The sequence below is a fragment of the Paenibacillus sp. FSL H8-0259 genome (assembly GCF_037963255.1).
Taxonomy (GTDB): domain Bacteria; phylum Bacillota; class Bacilli; order Paenibacillales; family Paenibacillaceae; genus Paenibacillus_AQ; species Paenibacillus_AQ phytohabitans.
Map to the genome: position 1 here is coordinate 6,030,023 of NZ_CP150147.1, position 19,509 is coordinate 6,049,531.

Annotated in this window: 13 protein-coding genes; 2 read left to right on the forward strand and 11 right to left on the reverse strand. The window is 44.4% G+C overall.

The annotated features are described in order from the left end of the window. Positions 1-11 precede the first annotated feature (11 nt). The 3 genes from NSU01_RS25865 to NSU01_RS25875 are packed head-to-tail and all read right to left on the reverse strand — an operon-like array spanning position 12 to position 4,035. Positions 12-434 (reverse strand): hypothetical protein, encoded by a 423-nt coding sequence (locus tag NSU01_RS25865; protein ID WP_076243821.1) that lies wholly within the window; start codon positions 432-434, stop codon positions 12-14. Position 435: 1 nt separating this feature from the next. Next, entirely contained in the window at positions 436-3,384 is a 2,949-nt protein-coding gene (locus NSU01_RS25870; RefSeq protein ID WP_076243822.1) for a glycoside hydrolase family 3 protein, read from the reverse strand. 33 nt (positions 3,385-3,417) lie between these two features. After that, a complete protein-coding gene (locus NSU01_RS25875; RefSeq protein WP_042139067.1) occupies positions 3,418-4,035 on the reverse strand; it encodes a hypothetical protein in 618 nt (205 codons plus the stop codon). A 245-nt stretch (positions 4,036-4,280) separates the two neighbouring features. Here NSU01_RS25875 and NSU01_RS25880 point away from each other — a divergent pair, with 245 nt between their 5' ends. Beyond that, the gene (locus NSU01_RS25880; RefSeq protein WP_076243823.1) at positions 4,281-4,994 is read left to right on the forward strand and encodes a LytTR family DNA-binding domain-containing protein; all 714 of its coding nucleotides are present in this window, start codon (positions 4,281-4,283) and stop codon (positions 4,992-4,994) included. Further along, on the forward strand, positions 4,991-6,322 hold the full coding sequence (locus NSU01_RS25885; RefSeq protein ID WP_076243824.1) for an ATP-binding protein: 1,332 nt from the start codon (positions 4,991-4,993) through the stop codon (positions 6,320-6,322). The genes NSU01_RS25880 and NSU01_RS25885 overlap by 4 nt, the downstream gene beginning before the upstream one ends. Before the next feature lie 297 nt (positions 6,323-6,619). Here NSU01_RS25885 and NSU01_RS25890 read toward each other — a convergent pair whose 3' ends face one another. The 8 genes from NSU01_RS25890 to NSU01_RS25925 form a co-directional block, all read right to left on the reverse strand. Continuing rightward, complete coding sequence (locus tag NSU01_RS25890; protein WP_042141469.1) at positions 6,620-7,963, reverse strand: GH1 family beta-glucosidase; 1,344 nt, start codon at positions 7,961-7,963, stop codon at positions 6,620-6,622. A 5-nt stretch (positions 7,964-7,968) separates the two neighbouring features. Further along, positions 7,969-9,546 (reverse strand): glycoside hydrolase family 43 protein, encoded by a 1,578-nt coding sequence (locus NSU01_RS25895; protein ID WP_042139071.1) that lies wholly within the window; start codon positions 9,544-9,546, stop codon positions 7,969-7,971. Positions 9,547-9,579: 33 nt separating this feature from the next. Next, complete coding sequence (locus NSU01_RS25900) at positions 9,580-12,243, reverse strand: glycosylhydrolase-like jelly roll fold domain-containing protein (protein WP_042139072.1); 2,664 nt, start codon at positions 12,241-12,243, stop codon at positions 9,580-9,582. A gap of 112 nt (positions 12,244-12,355) precedes the next feature. Further along, positions 12,356-13,936, reverse strand: coding sequence for an ABC transporter substrate-binding protein (locus NSU01_RS25905; protein WP_042139074.1), 1,581 nt, complete (start codon positions 13,934-13,936; stop codon positions 12,356-12,358). A gap of 61 nt (positions 13,937-13,997) precedes the next feature. Continuing rightward, complete coding sequence (locus tag NSU01_RS25910) at positions 13,998-14,867, reverse strand: carbohydrate ABC transporter permease (protein ID WP_042139075.1); 870 nt, start codon at positions 14,865-14,867, stop codon at positions 13,998-14,000. Positions 14,868-14,869: 2 nt separating this feature from the next. Further along, positions 14,870-15,775 carry an ABC transporter permease subunit gene (locus NSU01_RS25915; RefSeq protein WP_042139076.1) on the reverse strand — a complete coding sequence of 302 codons (906 nt, stop codon included), beginning with the start codon at positions 15,773-15,775 and terminating at the stop codon, positions 14,870-14,872. 155 nt (positions 15,776-15,930) lie between these two features. Beyond that, complete coding sequence (locus tag NSU01_RS25920; RefSeq protein ID WP_042139077.1) at positions 15,931-17,700, reverse strand: family 43 glycosylhydrolase; 1,770 nt, start codon at positions 17,698-17,700, stop codon at positions 15,931-15,933. A 105-nt stretch (positions 17,701-17,805) separates the two neighbouring features. Next, positions 17,806-19,398 (reverse strand): ABC transporter substrate-binding protein, encoded by a 1,593-nt coding sequence (locus NSU01_RS25925; RefSeq protein WP_042139078.1) that lies wholly within the window; start codon positions 19,396-19,398, stop codon positions 17,806-17,808. Positions 19,399-19,509 lie beyond the last annotated feature (111 nt).

The following is a 19,509-nucleotide window of genomic DNA, read 5'->3' on the forward strand; positions in this document are numbered from 1 at the left end:
CTCCATCTTGTTCATTTTGAAGTATTTACGATGTAGATTAAGCCTTCTGACCTTGATTGTTTCATGAAGCAGGAAACCAGGGAGGCAACCGTTCCGATCGCAAAGGCAATCCCGAAAATAATAACAGCCTGCGGGTTTCCTCCGATGAAATTAACCCCGTTGATAACATCAGACAGCGTTGGAAATCCTAAATACAGATGCATAGAGAGCGCTACGCCAAAACAGATCGATGGTAGAAGCGGCGCGAAACTATAGGTTTTAACCAAAACCAGCAGTTCTCCCAAGACACCTGCTATGATTAGACCAAAGGTTACAAAGGAAAAGGTCCGATCGCCATAATCAAAAATGATAAATGCAATATTTGCTGCAAGCATCAGGCAGGCAGCCAGAAAGCCAATCCAGAAACCTGACGTCCGATCTTTAAATAAGACCATTCTATTTTCCCACCTTTACCTTTACATTTCTTCTGAGACTGGATCTGATGAACAGCAATACACTGATCAGCAGTAATGCACCAAGTGTATAATTAATCACTTTCAGCAAGGTTTGCCACCATGGTGTAAACCCTTCAACTTCAGTGTCATCCGTTAATCCATTAAGCAGATTCGATTTGGCCAGTGAATAATAGAAATGTTTATTGGCCCGTCTCAACTCCTGCAGAACATAACCGTCCTTCTTACTTGCTAGGTACTTATGAACTTCGCTCGCACGGTTAGTGTCTGCATTGAACGTGTCTGTTCCCGCCACGAGCGATTCAATCGTTGGAATATTCGGATTGCCTTTGACAGAGTCCGTAATGGTTACGCCTTTGAAGCCCCATTCATTTCTGAGGACTTGTTTCAACGTTGCCGAATCTGCATAGGCCAGCCGGGCACCAATCCGGGAGAATGACATCATCGTGCCAAGCGAACCTCCTTGGGTAAAGGCGCCTTCAAAAGCTTTCAGCGGACCTTGGCGATACGCCTGTTCCGTCATAAATGTAGACAGCTCTTGTCTGTTCGTTTCCTGATCGTTGGCTACGAAATGTTTAATGGCAGCTGTTAACCCCTTGGCTTGCATCGCTTCAGTTTGATTAGCTCCCAAAAGATAAGCAAGAATACTATCCTCAGAGTAGTATTCAAAGTTACGTCCGCTAAACGGTGTCCGGTGTAAATTCCCGCCTGGTGACCATAGCTGTGAAGTGCCGCTGAATAGGCAATCCTCTGCAATAAATTTGCCTCGTTCTGCTAATAATTCTTTATTCCAGGTTGCAGCTGCCACGACTTGAACAACATGGAAGGTTGCCGGCTGATTGCCGCCATACAAATAATTAGATTGTGAGCCCGATGGGCCATCCGTATTTTTGTTGACCGGTTTATTAATCGACTTAACTGCTGGTTGGCCAAAATTCTCGCCAATTGTGGCACTTAACTCGCTTAGCGTTAACTGATCAAGGAATTTATTCCATGTTGTATCATCTTCAAATGGAACATCCTTCATATCCAGCAGCTTGAGCGTAACCTCTGCACCTTGAGTAATGCTGTCGTATGCAGGTGCATCAGCTGGTTTTACATATTTTTCGTTGTACATTACATCTTTCAGTTGATCTGTTGCCGTAATATTATTATAGGGCTCAGGATAAGTGTTCCAATCGTTGCGCGTTAAATACGTTACCGTATCCCCGGCAAAATGGTTAATATCAACCTCTGTGAATTGGTTGGACACGATTTCGTCCGTATACGCTGACTTGGCATAGGTTACATTGTCCAATGATTCCAGAGGAACAGCGACTGCCTTGTCCGGCTCTCCAGCTACAGCAGTACCGTCTGCGGCAATTAGCTTTCCTTGTACATTGGCGCTTTCCTTATTAGCCAGTATGTTATTCAGAGCATCATGACTGTCATTTCCAATGGCGAAATAATAGTCGCCCGGATCAAAAACATAAGTACCTTTCTTGCTTGGATCAGCACCATTGTCAGCATTAGCGTCATAAGTAGCAAATAAATATTCATCTACAGTGACTGTTACTTCTTCCGATTCGCCTGCGGCTAACTCACTTGTTTTTCCGAAGCCGATCAGCTGGATCGCTGATTTCTCAGCCTGACCTTCTTCGTAGGGGAGCTGAGCATATACCTGCACTACGGACTTCGACTTTCCGGTATAAGCTGATTCTTGCGGATATCCTTGATTGGTAACTTTCACGGTCGCCGTCACCGTTTTTGCTTGTCTATCCCATTTCAGAGATGTTAACTCTTGGGAGAACTCGGCATAAGAGCTGCCATATCCAAAGGTATACACCATTTCATCTGCATAGCTCCAGCTGTCTTTATTAACAAATGCCCCCGCTTTGCTGTCTGCATTATGGAGTCCTAGAACAGCATCCTGATACCTTGTTTCGTAGTATTTATATCCTTGGTAGATACCTTCCGCTTCAACAATATAATGACCGTCATCATTACCGTATTGGAAGTCGCCGGCGTTTCTGACCGCCGGGGCAGACAGTGAATCTGCGGCGAAGGTATCTACCAGCCGGCCTGAGGGATCTGCAGCACCTGACAGTACATTGGCGACACCGGTGAAGCCTATTAATCCGGGATTGCCAATCCAGAGTGCGGCGTCTACTCCATATTCCTCTTCTTCAATCCAGCCAAGTTCCATGGCAAACGCACTATTGATCAGCACAATCGTTTTGGCGAATTTGCCGCTGTCCTTAATCATCTTCAATAAATCTTTTTCGGTGTCATGAAGCGCCAAGTGAGAGATTCCATCCCTGTCCGATGTCGCCAAGTCTTTGCCCTCTCCGCCATCACGCGACAACATGACTATAGCCGCATCGTTGAAATCATTCTGGTATGTGGCCTGCAGCTCACTGGTGTAGAAGCTTGAATCAACCTCACCAATGAACCAGTCAGGAGCTGCTTTTACTCTGGACACCTCACTCTTTGCATAAGCATCGAATAACGGGTCATTAATCTTAAAACCCGCTGCCTCAAGTGCGCCATGCAAACTGACTTTACGTGTCTCATCCATACCCGGTCCGCCAGCATTCCCGCTGTACACAGGATCGGCTGTCGAACGGCCAAATAAGGTAACACTACGTTCTTCTGTGCTTAATGGCAGAGCCGCCTGCTCATTTTTTAATAAAACTGTACCCTCTTCCATAGTCTGTATGTCATGTTTATCAGAATCCACTAACATTGCCTGCAAACCTGCATCCGATAGCTCGTAATCGCTCTTATAATGCATCGAGCTGGCATCCGCTTCAAGTACAGGTGCTGTGACATTAAGAAAGACATTAACTTGACCGCTCCAGCTGATTAGCAGTTGGGTCATGAGAATACTAAAGGTTAAGAGGACTGCAGTAACTGCAGTAAACCCGCGCCATACATTCGATTTGCTTTTCAATGTGTTACCTCCCCCGCACAAGCGCTAGTTATCTTAATTCGCTGTTTCACCACTGGTTAATACGGTATAGTCGAAGCTCGCTTTGGCACCATCAACAATAATTGAAGCTTCAGGGAAAGCCACGGTTTCCAGATACTCTTCAGCAGTCAACGCAGGTCCTTCACCGCCAACAGCTGTACCCATTTCATCAGTCCAAGCTTTAGTATTTACATAACCAATCGGATTTGCGCCTGCTGAGTAGGAACTGTTCGCGATGACTGCTGTAGGTTTGGATAATTCCAGCGTGATTAGTCCTCCTTCATCGGTTGAAGTTAAGGTTCCATAGTATTTAGTGATGTTCGCCCCTCTGGGTACTACATCGTATTTACCATCATCAGCGAATTCCAAGGCTCCGGAGTAGAACGTTTCAGTGCTCGTTAAGCAATACGTATTATCTGCAAAGGTCTCAATATTTTGCACACCGAAAGTTGCCTGCTTGAAGGTATGCTCCGGGTAAGCACTCATAAATTCAACATTAGTTCCAGAAGCATAATACCCTGTCAGTTCACTGGATCCGGAAGACTTCTCACCATTTCCGCATGCTGTGATTCCTATCAACAATGCCATCGCACAAATTGCAGTAAAAGCCTTTTTCACCGTTTTGTTTTTCACGAAAATTACCCCTTTAAATAAATTTTGTATACGCTTTCTAAAGCGCATGATTATTGTATAAGATCACGTTTGTCTTGTGTGGCTTTTAGCATAGGCTCATATAATTCAAGCAAATTCAGTAAGGTGGATTTTAGTTTATGCGGTATTTTTTTAGTCTGCGAGATACCAGAGTTATCTTATTGACAAAAGAGAAAACGCTTCCTATAGTAAAAAAGACCCTAGATCAACAACTGGAGAGATGAAAGATGATAATCACAATCGCCATTGTGGAAGATGATATTAATCAAGCCCGTTTGTTAGAAAGTCATCTGACAATCTTTGGCATTGAAAAAGGAGTTTCTTTCAACATCATGCATTTCCAGCATGCTGTTGCACTGCTGGAAAATTACACTGCCAATTTTGATATTATATTTATGGATATTCAGTTACCTTATATGAACGGAATGGATGCTGCCCGAAGCCTCAGAGCCCTTGATAAGGAGGTTATCCTAATTTTCATTACTAATCTCACCCAATATGCGATTCATGGCTATGAAGTGGAAGCGCTTGATTATATCGTAAAGCCCGTTGAATATTATGATTTCGCATTGAAAATGTCCCGTGCCATCCGCAGAATTGATGAGAAGCCTGGACATGATATGTTAATAGCAACAGACAAGGGCATACGAAAAATATCGCCCAAAAGCATCCGGTATATTGAGACAGAAGGACACCACGTCATTTACCACACCGCAGAAGGTGACTTACGGCAGTATGCCACAATCTCATCGATTGAGGAGAAACTGCAGGAATATGATTTTTACAGATGTAACAATTGTTATTTAGTTAATCTGGCCTATGTACAAAGAATTCAGGGTTATACTGTTGTGCTGGATGGTGTAGATTTGCGTATCAGTCAGCCGAGGAAAAAAGCGTTTGTGGAAAAACTAATGTTGTATGTAAGCAAGAAAAACTCATGAGTGAACTCATCAATAATTTTTTAGGTGTCTACTCTAAACAGTTTATTATTCGTTCAGCTACTCTGATTGAGTTTGTATTTTGTGTGTTTCTACTAACACTGCCTTTTCAAAAGAAAAACGACTTTGGTATTAGATTAAGTATCATCACTCCATTCACCTTGCCGCTTATTTTTTTGATGTCGGTAATTAATTCGCACTATCCCCAACTGTTTTCCAGTATGACGAATATTTTCATGTATTTATTTGTTTTGACCGCTCTATACCTTCTTTACCGGGAAACCTTTACTGAGCTGTTGCTGTGTCTTTGCGGCGCAGTAGCGATCCAGGTGATTGTTGGGCGTTTATACGAAATTTTGATTATCATATTAGACAAAAACCCCTATGAAACTCTTTCGTTTTTTCAAGAAATGGTTCCATTGCGTGATTGGGCATTATACTATTTGATTCATTTTATTTTTTGTTCCTTACTTGCTCTTCTTTTCCGCCGAAAGAGGGTGTATGACCATGACAGGGCTAACAAGCGGTTAATCATTTCTTTTTCGTTAATCTTTATTCTTGTTACAATGATACTTACCTCGGTCAGCCGTACCTTTGAGGGCGAGAACAATGTCCTGGATTTTATCATCCGGACTTTTGCAATTCTGTATGCTTTGCTTACTCTATTACTGCGTACAAGAATACTGGAGACTAGCAAGCTTAAGCAGGATTTATTAATCATGGATGAATTGCTGTATGCGGAGAAAAAGCAGTTTGACAACATGCGCAGTGAAATTGACATTATTAACATGAAAACTCATGACCTGCGTCAGCAGCTGGCAAATATCAGCTACAAGCTGACTAATAAAGAAATTGAATCTTTGAAGGCCGCTATTGAGGTTTACGATACAACCCACAAAACTGGGAGCGATATTCTGGATGTGATTCTCTACAAGAAGCAGCTTTATTGTGAAAAAAATGGGATTAAGATGAGTTGTATGGCAGATGGCCGCTGCTTAACTTTTATCTCCTCTACTCATTTATATTCTCTGCTAAGCAATGCCATAGAAAATGCTTTGGAAGCCGTGCAAGCCGTCAATAATGACAAGAAACGGACAATTTCTATATCAATAGGTAAAGTAAACGGTTTGACCGGAATTCACGTCACCAACTATTTCAATGATGATCTTACAATTAGTGACCATTTGCCGCAAACCAGCAAGAAAGATAAGGACCGCCACGGGTTTGGGATCAAAAGCATGCGCCATATTGCTGAACAATATAACGGAACACTATCATTTCAGACAGAGGATGATATTTTTTATCTTCATATTTATTTTCCGAATTCCTGAACCAATCTTTCTTGAGAGCCTTGTCTGTCATGCTGGACGCGGCGTAACTATGTTTTCTGTTTTCGCAAGCTCCATCTTCACGACTAATGCGATGCTCAAACAGATCAGCTTCACGCAAGCCTTTGGTATTCTGATCGATGTCTTCTTCATCCGGATAACGCTCGTTCCGACCTTCCAAAACATTAAAAAACAGGGTGTGCTGATAAAATTATCTGCACGCCCTGTTTTTATATAGTCCTCAACCCGAAATTCTTAATTTTCATCAACCTTATCCATAATCAATGCTAACTTAAGCTATCAAATGGTCATCCATCTATTTGCTATAACCTTTTTATACCAGAAAAAGCTGTCTTTGGGCGTTCTTTTCAATGTGTTGAAATCCACATGAATCAGGCCGAAACGCCTGCTGTAGCCATCAGCCCACTCAAAATTATCAAGTAAAGACCAAGCGAAATAACCCTTCACAGAAACCCCCGCCTCAATCGCCCGGTTTAACTGAGTTAAATGTTTGCTTAGATATGCAATACGCTTGGTGTCCTGAACCTTTCCCTGGACAGGATTGCCATCATAACATGCTCCGTTCTCGGTGATATAGATTGGAATCGGCCCATAGCGATCTGTAATGTGGACGAGTACCTTGTACAGTCCTTCAGGGTAAATCGGCCAGTTAAAGTCGGTTCTTTCATAGCCTTCATCAATATCCTCAAGATCAAATAATCCATTATCCTTCTGATATCGTCCTAATGAGCCCGTATAATAGTTGATTCCAAGAAAATCGATGGGTTGATTAATATCTTCCATATCCCCATGCTGAATTTCAACCTTCGCTCCCGCGGCCTCAAAAGCTGCGGCCATGAACTCAGGATACTCTCCCTTGAAAAGCGGGTCCATAAACCATTCTACCATCCAGCCTATTCTACGGCGGCATGCATCGACATCCTCCTGCTTAGGACTAAATGGTGTGCGCCAGCTTACATTCGGTGCATAGCCGATTTGCCCGGGAACTCCCAGCTTCCGGAACAGCTTGACGGTCCTGCCGTGGGCGATCATCAGATGATGGGCAACATCAAGCGCACTTTGCAGATTCTTCTCTCCGGGAGCCAAATCTCCTATGTAGTGGGCTTTGAAAGAGACACACCATGGCTCATTGAAGGTAGTCCAGTATTTAATTTTCCCTTGGAATGACTGGAACATTATCTCGGAGTACTGGGTAAAGGCCTCGATAGTCTCACGATTCTTCCAGCCTCCTATATCCTGTAGTGTCTGCGGAAGATCCCAGTGATATAAGGTACAGAAAGGTTCAATTCCATTCTCAAGTAGCTTGTCCACCAGACGGTGATAGTAGGCAAGTCCTTCCTTGTTAAGCTCTCCCGTACCATTGGGGAAAACTCTGGACCAGGATATTGAGAACCGATAGGTACGAAGCCCGAGCTCCTTCATATAAGCAATATCCTCTTCATAACGGTGATAGCTGTCACAAGCGATATCCCCGTTGTCACCATTACGGATATTCCCGGGAGCATGCGCGTAAGTATCCCAAATTGACTGGCCACGTCCCCCCTCATTCCACGCTCCTTCTATCTGATAAGCTGCCGTGGCTGCTCCCCAATAAAAATCTTCTGGAAACTGTATTATAGACAATCCGATCACTCACTTTCCTTATAAATAAAGTAATCAAAATCAGCATGCTGCCTGTTGCCTCCCAAATCCTGCACACACATTCCTACGAATGTACCGGTAAAACGCAATGGCTCCGAAGCTTCGTCCGAAAGATGCAGAATATTGATCTCCCCGCCAATAGAACACCAACTCCCAGCTTCAATTGCATAGTAGAACTGCAGACTATCCCGATTGACAACAGCCTTTAATCGGACCGGACTGGAATTCGGCAACTGCAGATCAGCCACTAGCAGCTCATCGTATACTCCATGTTTCGATTGGATAATCCCAATCACTCTGCCTTGCTGCTCAAGATGAGTAATCCTTAAGTACACATAATCTTCTGTGTTATAATAAAGGATCAGGCCGCCCATTTGCTGAAAGCTCTCAGGATCAAATTCGATTACCGTCTCCGCTACCATACAAAATGACTGCTGCCGGCGGGCAACCAAACTCTGCCTGTGGCAGGAGCTTAATGATTCCATTCCCTTTAGCCGCAGAAAGCCTTGCCGCTCACTAAGCGAGATCCAACCCTGGTCCGGAGGTATCCGCAGGGTGTTCCACTGGTTACCCAGCATGGGTGCGTCAAAATCATCCCGCTCCAGCTCCGGTTCAAACGGATGAAGCGGCAAGACTGGTGCCTGTACCGTAGCAGAAGGAGAATTTCCTCCCCCTTCCAGACGAAGCCAGCCTTTGTCGTCCCAGTAACATTTCTGTAGAGCTGTTTCCCTGCCCAACGTACAATGATGGCCGTCCGCCGGCCTTGCACATAAGTGGGCCATATACCATTCACCATTTTGAGTTTCAACCAGGGAAGCATGCCCTGCTTTTTGCAGTTCCAGCCCTGCATTACCGCTGCTAGTCAGCATCGGATTGAGCGGATCAACCTCGTACGGTCCGAGAAGCGAAGTGGATCGCGCAACAGTAACGGCATGCTGATAACGGGTTCCGCCTTCCGCCATAACCAGATAGTAATAGCTGTCCCGCTTATATACATGCGGACCTTCCGTAAATCCTATATCTGTTCCAACAAAGATTGTAGTAGCCGAACCAACCAGTCTTTCTTCGGCCTGCGAATATTCCTGAATGACAATGCCGCCGAACTTGTTCTTCCCCTTGCGGAAATCCCACAACATATTGAGCAACCATTTCCGGCCGTCGTCATCATGAAATAAAGACGGGTCGAATCCACTACTGTTCAAATATACCGGTTCCGACCATGGACCTTCTATATCTGCTGCTGTCACCAGATAGTTATGGGTGTCCTTAAAGGCACCTTTATGAGATTTAACATCTGTATAAATTAAATAGAAAAGACCGTTATCATACGTCAGGCAAGGTGCCCAGACACCATCGGAATCCCCGTTCCCCTGCATGTTCAGTTGTGATATCCGGTCCAATGGCCGATTCAGTAATCTCCAATGAGTCAGATCCTTGGAATGATGAATCTGAACTCCCGGGAACCACTCAAAAGTAGAGGTGGCAATATAATAATTGTCTCCTACGCGTACAATAGACGGATCAGGATTGAATCCCCGCAGTATGGGATTAGTAATGGTGTTCATCTAAATACCTCCTCATCAGGTCTAGTTAGTAGCTCAGCTGCCAGTCACCGGTGTAATTGTCACAGGACCAATAAGGCCGCTAGGCTCTTGCTGGGAGAAGGAAGACAAGAAGTCCCGCTGGTCTTTAACAAGCGTATTTGTAACCTCAATCACTAGGCTGTTGGTCCCTTGGCGAATCTGACCAGCTATCTCCAACCGATACGGTGGGCAAAGGTTCATACCTACATGCTCACCATTAATCCATACTTCTGCCGTTTCATAGACTTCTCCTAGTGCAAGCAATGCGCTGTTACAAGAATTGTTCCACTCAAATTCCGTCTCGTAACGGAACGTGCCAGAAAAGCTGGGCAGGTCTCCACGACCGCTCATATTCTTCAATACTGTTAATGTCTCCCACTCCTTGAACTGCGGGTAATGATCTGCATCGGCAATGGAGACTGTCCACTCTTCTTTTAATTCAAAGGTTGAGCCTGTTGCCCTCTGCAGCGGAGCGGCAGGGTAATCTTTTAGGGAAGGGCCATGCAGCAGGACAATCGATTCATACGGATGCAAAACAAGCTCTACAGTTCTTGCACCTGACAGCCCAACTACCTCTAACCTTCTTATCTGATTAAGAAAAGCATTATAAGCATAAACATCTCCTCGAACCGGTAGAACAATCTTCGTGGATATCACCTGATTCGGGCTTTCGTTAAAAAACATAAAAACATCTAAATCATCATGAGTATAATGATAATTCCGGAGATAGGGCTCGTATTGCTGAGCTCTGACCTCATAATAACCGTCTGCAATAAGCCCTTGCGCAAGCTTGCCTAATTCGCAAGTCTTAACATTCGGATGAGCCGATAGTGATGACAGTTCACCGGATACATCTATACCCTCACTCGAGCGTTCCGGGAATCCGTCAACAAAACAGACGGGTAAGCCTTGTTCGGCAAACTGGAGCAGACGCTCTAACATCGCTGCCGGGAGTGCTTCCGCATAAGGTATAATAAGGCAGCTATAATCCTCGCGGTTCACCACTAATTTATGGTCCTTCACACTAGCTGCCTCCAGAAGAACATCAACAGGAATCACTTCACAATCGATTTGATGCTGCATCAAAGCCTTAACCGGCTTATGAAAGTACATCGCGTTCCCTGACCATTCAGCTTCAGCATGATAGACGACGGCCGCAGACGCTACATGTGTCCCCCCTGAAATCAGGTGGCTAATCCGGTTAATGTAACGGTTAAGATAGCCATAATAGCGGTACTGTGGATTCTGTCCGCCTGCATACATATGCGGCGGGCAATCCGGTTCCGGAAAAGCTTTTTGGGTAAACGCATGCGGAACAAAATGGTTTACGCCGCGGACGAGCATGTGATCTGTCAGCCATTTCATCAGCTTTAAGCCTTCTGTCCAGCCATATGCCCCATATACTTCACACATTGTCCGGCCTTGTTTCTTAGGATCAATATGCCCGAGCGACACACCAAGCTTAGCGAGGCCATAGTGGAAGAATTCACTATCCGTCTCTCCCCCCATTGGCTGGCGGAAAGACAATTGATCAAAGCCGGGAACAATTTGCCACAGCACCACATCAAGGCCAGACATATCTTGTCCCCAGAGTGAACGGAAGAAATGTCCGGTGCCCGGTCCAAGTCTTGCATGCACATTGTTGTCTTCAAGAACATGCCCAATGTATTCTACCCCGCGGCCTCTACACCAATCTCCGATTTGATTGCAGAAATTCTCTGCATAAAGCTTGCTGACAATGTTCATATACGTGTAGCGGACAATATGTGATTGTCCCCCCGTATCATGCCAGAGAAGATGCAGTTGCCTGCGGTAATCCTCACCGAGCGCCTGCTCAAGCAAGGCTGGCATTTCACTGCTCCAGGGAAGCGACACCCCTTGTTTTCCTGGTTTCGAATTAAAGTCGAAGGTAGTCTTATCGTTATAAAATCCGGGTTCGTCTGAAAAGAATCCGGCAAAGGTTTTGCCAAAATCTGCTTTATAGCGTTCATAGACAGGCTCATAGACCGTATCCAGCAGAATGCGGACTGAATCCCGGACAAGCGGGTTCAAATAATCTTCCTGCTGCTTGCTGCCGCCATCCTTATTTTCTGAAATAATAAAGATCCGCCAATAACCCTCAGGGATGTCCCAGTAAAGGGTTCCATCATGCTCGAATTCAGTAATGTCTACGCAGTCCCCAACTAATGCTCCATTAGATGGGTCACGGCGGACCGCAACTACTGAGATCAGCTTATTTGTGCCACTGGCGTTGCTGCGCAGGGAGAATGTCGGCCGGAGTCCGGTCATCAGCAAGGTATCGAGCAGCAGCGAAGCACCCTTTGCAGGACCAAGGGTATCAATATAGTGTTCACCCAAAAATTTACGCTGAAGCTCTTCCGGAGCTTCCTTCACCTTGCCTGCCGCATGTCCAGTCGGAAAATGATCGTCATCCAGCAACCATACCTTCATGCCTCGCATTCGGGACTCATCCATGATAATATCCATGTCCTGCCACCACTTTGGTCCGAGAAAATCAGGATGAGGCCGCGCCTCAACACAGATTGCCCCGATCCCCGATTCATGGACACGGGCAATCTCTTCCCGGATTACCAGTTCCTCTTCACCATGCTGCCAGAGAAAAGGAAGAATGTAATTATCCTCATGGCCTTGCAGCACTTCCGTTAAACGCTTGCTCATGTTTACCTCCTGCATAATCTAGTTTTGTCTTATGTGCTCCTTGCAGCAAAGTCCGGATTAGAATTTCCGCCCGGCCTGTAAATGGCCGAGCGGAAATTTATCGCATTTGAGTTTACTGCTGTACTTTGGCGTACCATTCTCTGGCGCGCTTTGTAACCTCTTCGCCGCCAGATTTGTTCCAGTTCTCTATAAACTCGTCAAATTTGCTTATCGGATACTGTCCAATTATAATTTTGGCTGCATATTCAGTGTAAAGCGTGCGATTATTAATGTCCGGGAAGCCATCGTATACACTGACTGGCATACCATCACCGGCAATGACTTTGGCATATCTCTGAGCTTCCTGCATATTCCGGGTGACCTGATCAATGGCCCACTTAGAATCTTCTGATACCGTGCTATTGAAGAGGTCTATTGTAAGATCCAGTGTCGATATGCTTGTAGCCGGATTCAGAATCTGATTCTGCTGTGTGCTCTTGTCATCTGGAAGCTTAATGGCTTTGCCGTCTTTCATTGTATAGTGCATTCCTTCTACACCAAGGAACAGGTCTTTCCAGTTTTTCTTGTCGTACATATTGTTAAGCAGTTTTAGCGTGGCCATAAGCTTTTCCTCATCCTTGTTATTCTTAACGACCCACAGAGGAGAGGCAAACTTCTTCATCGTATAAAAGCCTTTATAGCCTTCCACCTCAGGTACAGGAAGTACAGAGAACTCTGCCTGCACACCAGTGTTCTTATACAGGTTCTCGAACACCAAATTCCCCTGCTCAACCCAGTGGAAATAAACCCCTACCTTATCCGATTGGATTTTACCTTCCCACTTGTCTTTACTATTTAGAAGCGACTCCTTATCAATCAAGCCTTCCTTATATAGCTTGGCTATGAATTCTAATGCGGCTCTCATGTTTGGTGTAACCGCAGAATATGTCAGCTCACCATTGTAAATATCCCAGTCCGGATAACCCTCGAACATTGCCACGCCATACATAGCAAACAATTGATCCATCCAGCGCACCTGCTCCCGGCCACCGGTTGGAATTTCATCCCTTTGGCCGTTGCCGTTAGGGTCATTATCCCGGAAAGCCTCCAGCACCTTTACATATTCATCCTGAGTCTTTGGCATCTCCAGCCCCAAATTATCGAGCCAATCCTGTCGGATCAGAGCAGCGTATCTGCCGTACTCAACCACATTGGGAATATAATAGATCCCCCCTTGGCCAGTAGGGTCATTTGCCTTTACTACTTTCCAAATATCCTCCGGAATAGCCTCCCACACGTTCGGAGCATATCTAGGCAGCAATTCAGTCAGATTGGCAATCGCTCCGTTCTTAGCGAGACTGTCCTCGAGTCCTTGTTGAGGTACGAACAAATCAGGCATTTCATTAGCAGCGATCTTAAGGTTCAGCTGATTGAGGTAATTGGTCCCTCCATTCCATTCTACATACGGATTAAGAACGCCTACACCCAGCTTTTCCTTATAAAGTTCGTACAGTTTACTGCCTTTGGTAACCGGTTGATAGCCGATGTTGGTACCCCATACTTCAATATCAACAATGTCATCTCCGTTGGAATCCTGGTTCTGGTTAGGAACGTTGGAACCAGCAGAATTGTTAGCATTTCCACTACAAGCGGTTATAGAAGTAAAGGCAAAAACACTTGCTATTAGTAATAAACCAACCCTTTTGAGACTCATATTTCTCCCCCTCAAAAGCTCTTTGTTTCGGATTGCATCCTGATTAGTTTGTGTAAAAGAATCATCCTTTAACAGAACCGATCATGGCTCCCTTAACAAAATACTTCTGCAGGAAAGGATATACTGCAATAATCGGAGCAATTGCAAAGATAACAGTCGCTGCTCTTAAGGTTCGCGTATTATAGTTAAGGTCCATTGTCGATGCGGCACCCGACATGATGACACTATCGTCGGTAATAAATTGGCGGATTTTGATTTGCAGAGGAAACCAGTTTGTATCCTGCAGGAATAATAACGGATGCTGGAACTGATTCCATAGTACCACCCCATAAAACAAAGCAAGGGTAGCCAGTACAGCCTTTGATAGCGGAAGTACGAATTGGAACAACATCCGGAAATATCCACAGCCTTCCAGAAAGGCCGCTTCCTCCAATTCCTTGGAAAATTGCTTAAAAAAGGTTCTCATGATAATCAGATTAAATGGATTCAGAATATGCGGTATAATCAGAACCAGTGGATTATCATAAAGACCGATACCACGCACCGTCAAAAAATAGGGTATTATGGGGGCCTTGAAAATCATTGCGATTACAACAGCCATCATGATGACAGAGCCCCAGCGAAATTCCGGCTTCGACAATGGGTAAGCGAACAGAGCCGTCATTAGAAGTGCCAGCACGGTCCCAATTAAAGTAGTACTTAGCGTCAAAAAGAACGATCTCCATAAATCAGGACGGTCAATAATGTACTTCCATGAGTCAAAAGTAAATTCCTTCGGCCACAATGTGACCAGATTCATGTCTACAGCACTTTTAGAGCTTAAAGAAGTAGCGATTACGGACACAAGCGGTACGAGCGCTATGATAGAGAACAGAATGAGCAGACCTGTAATGATTCCTACGAATGTTTTTTCTCCCTTTGATGCAAGCATATCTACCAGAGCCCCCCATCTGAAATCTTGTTAGACAACTTATTGAAGGTGTAAACCATAATAAATCCAATTACCGATTGAAACAATCCAACTGCAGTTGCGAAACTATACTGTCCCTGCTGAACACCCGTCCGGAACACATAAGTATCCAAAATATCGCCCACATTGTATGTCATCGGAGTCAGTAAATTAAATACCTGATCGAAGCCGAGATCCAAGAAGTTTCCGATATCGAGCAAGAACAGCACAAGCACAGTAGGAAGCAAAATCGGGAATGTAATATGTCGGATCTGTCTGAATCTGGACGCACCATCGATCATTGCTGATTCATAGAGTTGAGGGTCAATTGCACTGATAGCGGCCATGTAGACCACCGTTCCCCAACCCGCATCCTTCCATATGGAGGCCAGCACGTAAATAGGTCTGAAGTATGCACTTTCCTGCATGGCTAGAACAGGCTCAGCACCGAACCATCCAAGAATAATGTTGAACATTCCGCTTAACGAAAAGAAATCGAACAGAATACCGCCCACGATTACCCAAGACAAGAAGTGCGGAATATACAGTGCAGTCTGGACTCCCTTCTTCAATGCGGACTTTCGAATCTCGTTGATCATCATTGCCAATAAAACAGGCACTGGGAAAACGATTACAAGCTTGAAAAATCCCAGCATCAGTGTGTTGCTAAAAACATTGGCGAAATCAGGATGGTGAAGCAGAGTTTTAAAATGTTTGAGACCTACCCAAGGACTATCGATAAATCCCTGGAAAACAGAATAATCTTTGAATGCGATTACAGCACCGGCCAGCGGAATGAATTTGAACACGATGAGAAATATAATCCCTGGAACTGCCATCACATAGAGCGGCCAATATACCTTCATTTGATGAGATGCAATAGATTTCAAAGTTTCCCCCCCAATATTTCGTTGTTGAATTCGTTTACAATATAACTATATATTTTGTAGTTCCATCGCTCAATCGGGCGTTTTTAAGTTCCTACCCGGTCATTTTTAGGATCATAGGACAAAAATACAATCCTATGCCTACTGGTTTTTCTATGCTAGACCGCTTTGTATACTTCTCCTTCGGTAATCCCTTTCTCATTAAATGTATCGACTCTAACATATACCGGTTGACCTTCAATTAGCGCTTTAATCGTTACTTGATTACAGTCGAACAACATATGGCTGTGATATAACTTGTCCGGTGCAAATCCCCAGAGCACATTGTTTCCCACAGTCTCATCCCTATTCCACTTTACTGAAAGGTCCAGCTTGCCCAGCAAATGCGTTTTGATTCCGCTTGCCTGCTTCGGCAATACTCCTTTACCAATTCCGAATACTCTGAGTCCGGAAATACAGGCTGGCTGGTTGAACGGCAGTTCCATGACTGTACATTTGATGAATCTGGCTGTTGTCCCTTCCTCCTGCACGATGAGATCATGTGGCAAATCCGTATTTACTGTCGTTTTATCCTTAATTACAAAATATTCACAACCATCCACAGAGCCTTCCAGGAGCCATCTGGTGACATGTTGACGCTCATCTATTAGTCGGTCTCCCTGCAACAATGTTCCAGAAGGAAGGTCTGCATGCATTTGATCATCTGCAAAATTAATTTGTACGGCATACACGCTACATTCATATCCTAGGTCGACTTCAAGCCATTCTCCCGGAGTATTAGAGTGTGCCTTCCACCACGTCTGCACATTTTCGTTCGTCGCCTTAGAAGCTTCTTTTCCTTTCTCCGATGAAGAAGCTCTAGCAGGTTTCCCATAAGAGAGTAACATCCATTGCGGATTGCTCCATGGATTCATCAGAGACTGCACGATGGAGTACGGCCAGTCTCCGTACCGCTGATTGCAGAATAATTCGCCGTCCTGATCAAAACCGGCCGGCCACAGCCCTAACCGTCTTTCGAATATATGGCTCATACTGATTCTCATAGATGAAGCGTGCCAAAGATTCCCGTGATTATCGTTCATTGTTGATCCGTGTCCGGCTCCCGGTATAAACCCGCCCGGCTTGTAAGAGAATGGATTATTGTTCGCCAGTGTGAACGGGCCTAGTGGGTTATCGGATATGTAGACTCCGTCTGAATAAATATTATGCTCCGTTCCCGGGCTGGCATATTGAAGATAGTATTTACCGTTATGTCTCTCCATCCAAGCTCCCTCAATGTACGGATCGTTTCCGACAGAGCCTTTGAATTTTTTTATAATTTCTTCCGAAGCCCCTGGATTGATGCTGGTGAACTTTTGAACGATAGCATCAATCTGTTCTGGTGATCGGAGATTATGATCTTCACCTTTTCTTTCATATCCAATCCTATCGCTGTTGCCATATATAAGTGCTATTGGTTGTTCTATAGGTATCATAGTCTCAGGGTTTAGTTCTACACCATAAATAGGCGTCTGGTTAGAACAGCCCCAGTAAAAATATACTCTACCGTCAACATCCAAGAATAAATTGGGGTCCCAGAAGGGGAACATTCCTTGGATTTCTTCAAAACTGCTGTTGATTGGATCTTTGGTCCTGTAGAAGGAGCAGCTTCTTGATTTATTCGATGCGGAATAGTAGAGGTACTCCCCGATTACCCGCACATCGGGAGCGTAGTCATAAACCGGCACCCCCTTAAGCGGATGGAGAGTCCAGTCAGTCAGATTGCTGCTTGTAAGAAATCCCGCTGTCATCGACGGAAACAGATAGTATTGTCCATGAAATATCACCAGTGTCGGGTCTGCTGCTTCCCTGAAGGCAACCAAAGTTCCTGCTGTATCAACAAACTGATATTTGTATTCAATATTCAACGGATTACAAATATAAGTCATTTATCTTCACTTCCCTATACTCTGGTATTGGTACCTAAATTCACAAGGTTCATTATAAATCCGCCCGACTAAAACCAAGCCGAGCGGATTCATACGTTAATCCGTTTATTTTTTTACTTTTGCATACCATTCTCTGGCACGCTTAGTAACCTCTTCTCCGCCGGATTTGTTCCATTTCTCTACAAACTCATCAAATTTGCTAATTGGATATTGGCCAAGAATAATTTTGGAAGCATACTCTACATACAGCGTACGGTTGTTTATATCTGGATAGTCGTCATATACACTGGCTGGCATGCCGTCTCCAGCAATGACTTTGGCATATTTTTGGGCCTCTAACATATTTTTGTTAACCTGATCAATTGCCCACATTCTATCTTCTGAAGCTGTACTCTTGTTGAGATCCATCATGAAATCAAGTGTGGATATTTTTGCGTATGGGTCAAGAATCAAATTCTCCTGTGTGCTCTTATCATCCGGGAGTTTGGTTGCTTGACCATCTTTCATCGTATAGTGCATTCCTTCTACACCCAAATACAAATCTTTCCATACCTTTTCATCATACATATTGTTTAGAAGCTTCAGGGTAGCCATCAGCTTTTTCTCATCCTTGTTGTTTTTAACGACCCAGGCTGGAGGAGTGAATCTTTTCCAAGTGTAGAAACCTTCATACCCCTCTACTTTAGGTACAGGCAATACAGTGAATTCAGCCTTTACACCTGTATTCTTATACAAATTTTCCAAAGGTAAATAGCCAGATTCCACCCAGTGGAAGTAATTTCCCACCTTATTGGAATGGATCTTACCGTCCCACTTGTCCTTACTGTTCAGTAGCGACTCTTTGTCTATTAATCCTTCCTGGTAAAGCTTCGAAATGAATTCCAAAGCCGCCTTCATATTTGGACTCACCGCAGAGTAAGTTAGCTCACCGTCATAAATGTCCCAGTCCGGATAACCTTCGAACATTGCTACACCATACATCGCGAACAATTGGTCCATCCATCTTACCTGCTCCCGGCCTCCTGTCGGGATTTCGTCCTTCTGTCCATTACCGTTTGGATCTTTGTCCCGGAATGCCTCCAGCACCTTTACATAATCCTCTTGAGTAGTAGGCATTTGCAGATCCAGCTTGTCGAGCCAATCCTGACGAATCATGCTGGCATATCTTCCGTAGTCTACCACCCCAGGGATATAATATATTTTCCCTTGACCGTTAGGATCGTTCGCCTTAACTATATCCCACATATCTTGCGGTATGGCATTCCACACATTCGGTGCATATTTCGGCAGCAACTCTGTCAAATCGGCAATCGCTCCGTTTTTGGCCAAGCTATCTTCCAAACCTTGCTGTGGAAGGAATAGGTCTGGCATTTCATTAGCAGCAATCTTCATATTCAGCTGATTAAGATAGTTTGTTCCACCATTCCATTCTACATATGGATGAATGACACCTACGCCTAGCTTTTCTTTGTAGAATTCGTACAACTTGCTTCCTTTAGTGATCGGTTTATAACCGATATTGGTACCCCAGACTTCAACGTCGACAATTTCATCTCCTGAAGCGGTCTGATTTTGGCCTTGATTAGGATTAGCAGTTGCGGTTCCCTCGGAATTATTTTTGTTACCACCGCAACCGGTTACAGCAGTAATCGCGAGAGCGCTTGCCGCCAACAATAAACCAATCTTTTTAACTTTCATGTTTTTCCCCCTTAATAACTTTATTGAATCCGCTTACAGTTAAACTATATAACCAGCCAAAGCTACGCTCAATTGGGCATTTTTAAGTTTAAACAAGTCATTTTTAATATC

Excerpts from the sequence above, each read along its gene's own strand:
- NSU01_RS25865 (WP_076243821.1), bottom strand. The coding sequence starts at position 434 with ATGGTCTTATTTAAAGATCGGACGTCAGGTTTCTGGATTGGCTTTCTG.
- NSU01_RS25880 (WP_076243823.1), top strand. The coding sequence starts at position 4,281 with ATGATAATCACAATCGCCATTGTGGAAGATGATATTAATCAAGCCCGT.
- NSU01_RS25885 (WP_076243824.1), top strand. The coding sequence starts at position 4,991 with ATGAGTGAACTCATCAATAATTTTTTAGGTGTCTACTCTAAACAGTTT.
- NSU01_RS25895 (WP_042139071.1), bottom strand. The coding sequence starts at position 9,546 with ATGAACACCATTACTAATCCCATACTGCGGGGATTCAATCCTGATCCG.
- NSU01_RS25900 (WP_042139072.1), bottom strand. The coding sequence starts at position 12,243 with ATGAGCAAGCGTTTAACGGAAGTGCTGCAAGGCCATGAGGATAATTAC.
- NSU01_RS25905 (WP_042139074.1), bottom strand. The coding sequence starts at position 13,936 with ATGAGTCTCAAAAGGGTTGGTTTATTACTAATAGCAAGTGTTTTTGCC.
- NSU01_RS25910 (WP_042139075.1), bottom strand. The coding sequence starts at position 14,867 with ATGCTTGCATCAAAGGGAGAAAAAACATTCGTAGGAATCATTACAGGT.
- NSU01_RS25920 (WP_042139077.1), bottom strand. The coding sequence starts at position 17,700 with ATGACTTATATTTGTAATCCGTTGAATATTGAATACAAATATCAGTTT.
- NSU01_RS25925 (WP_042139078.1), bottom strand. The coding sequence starts at position 19,398 with ATGAAAGTTAAAAAGATTGGTTTATTGTTGGCGGCAAGCGCTCTCGCG.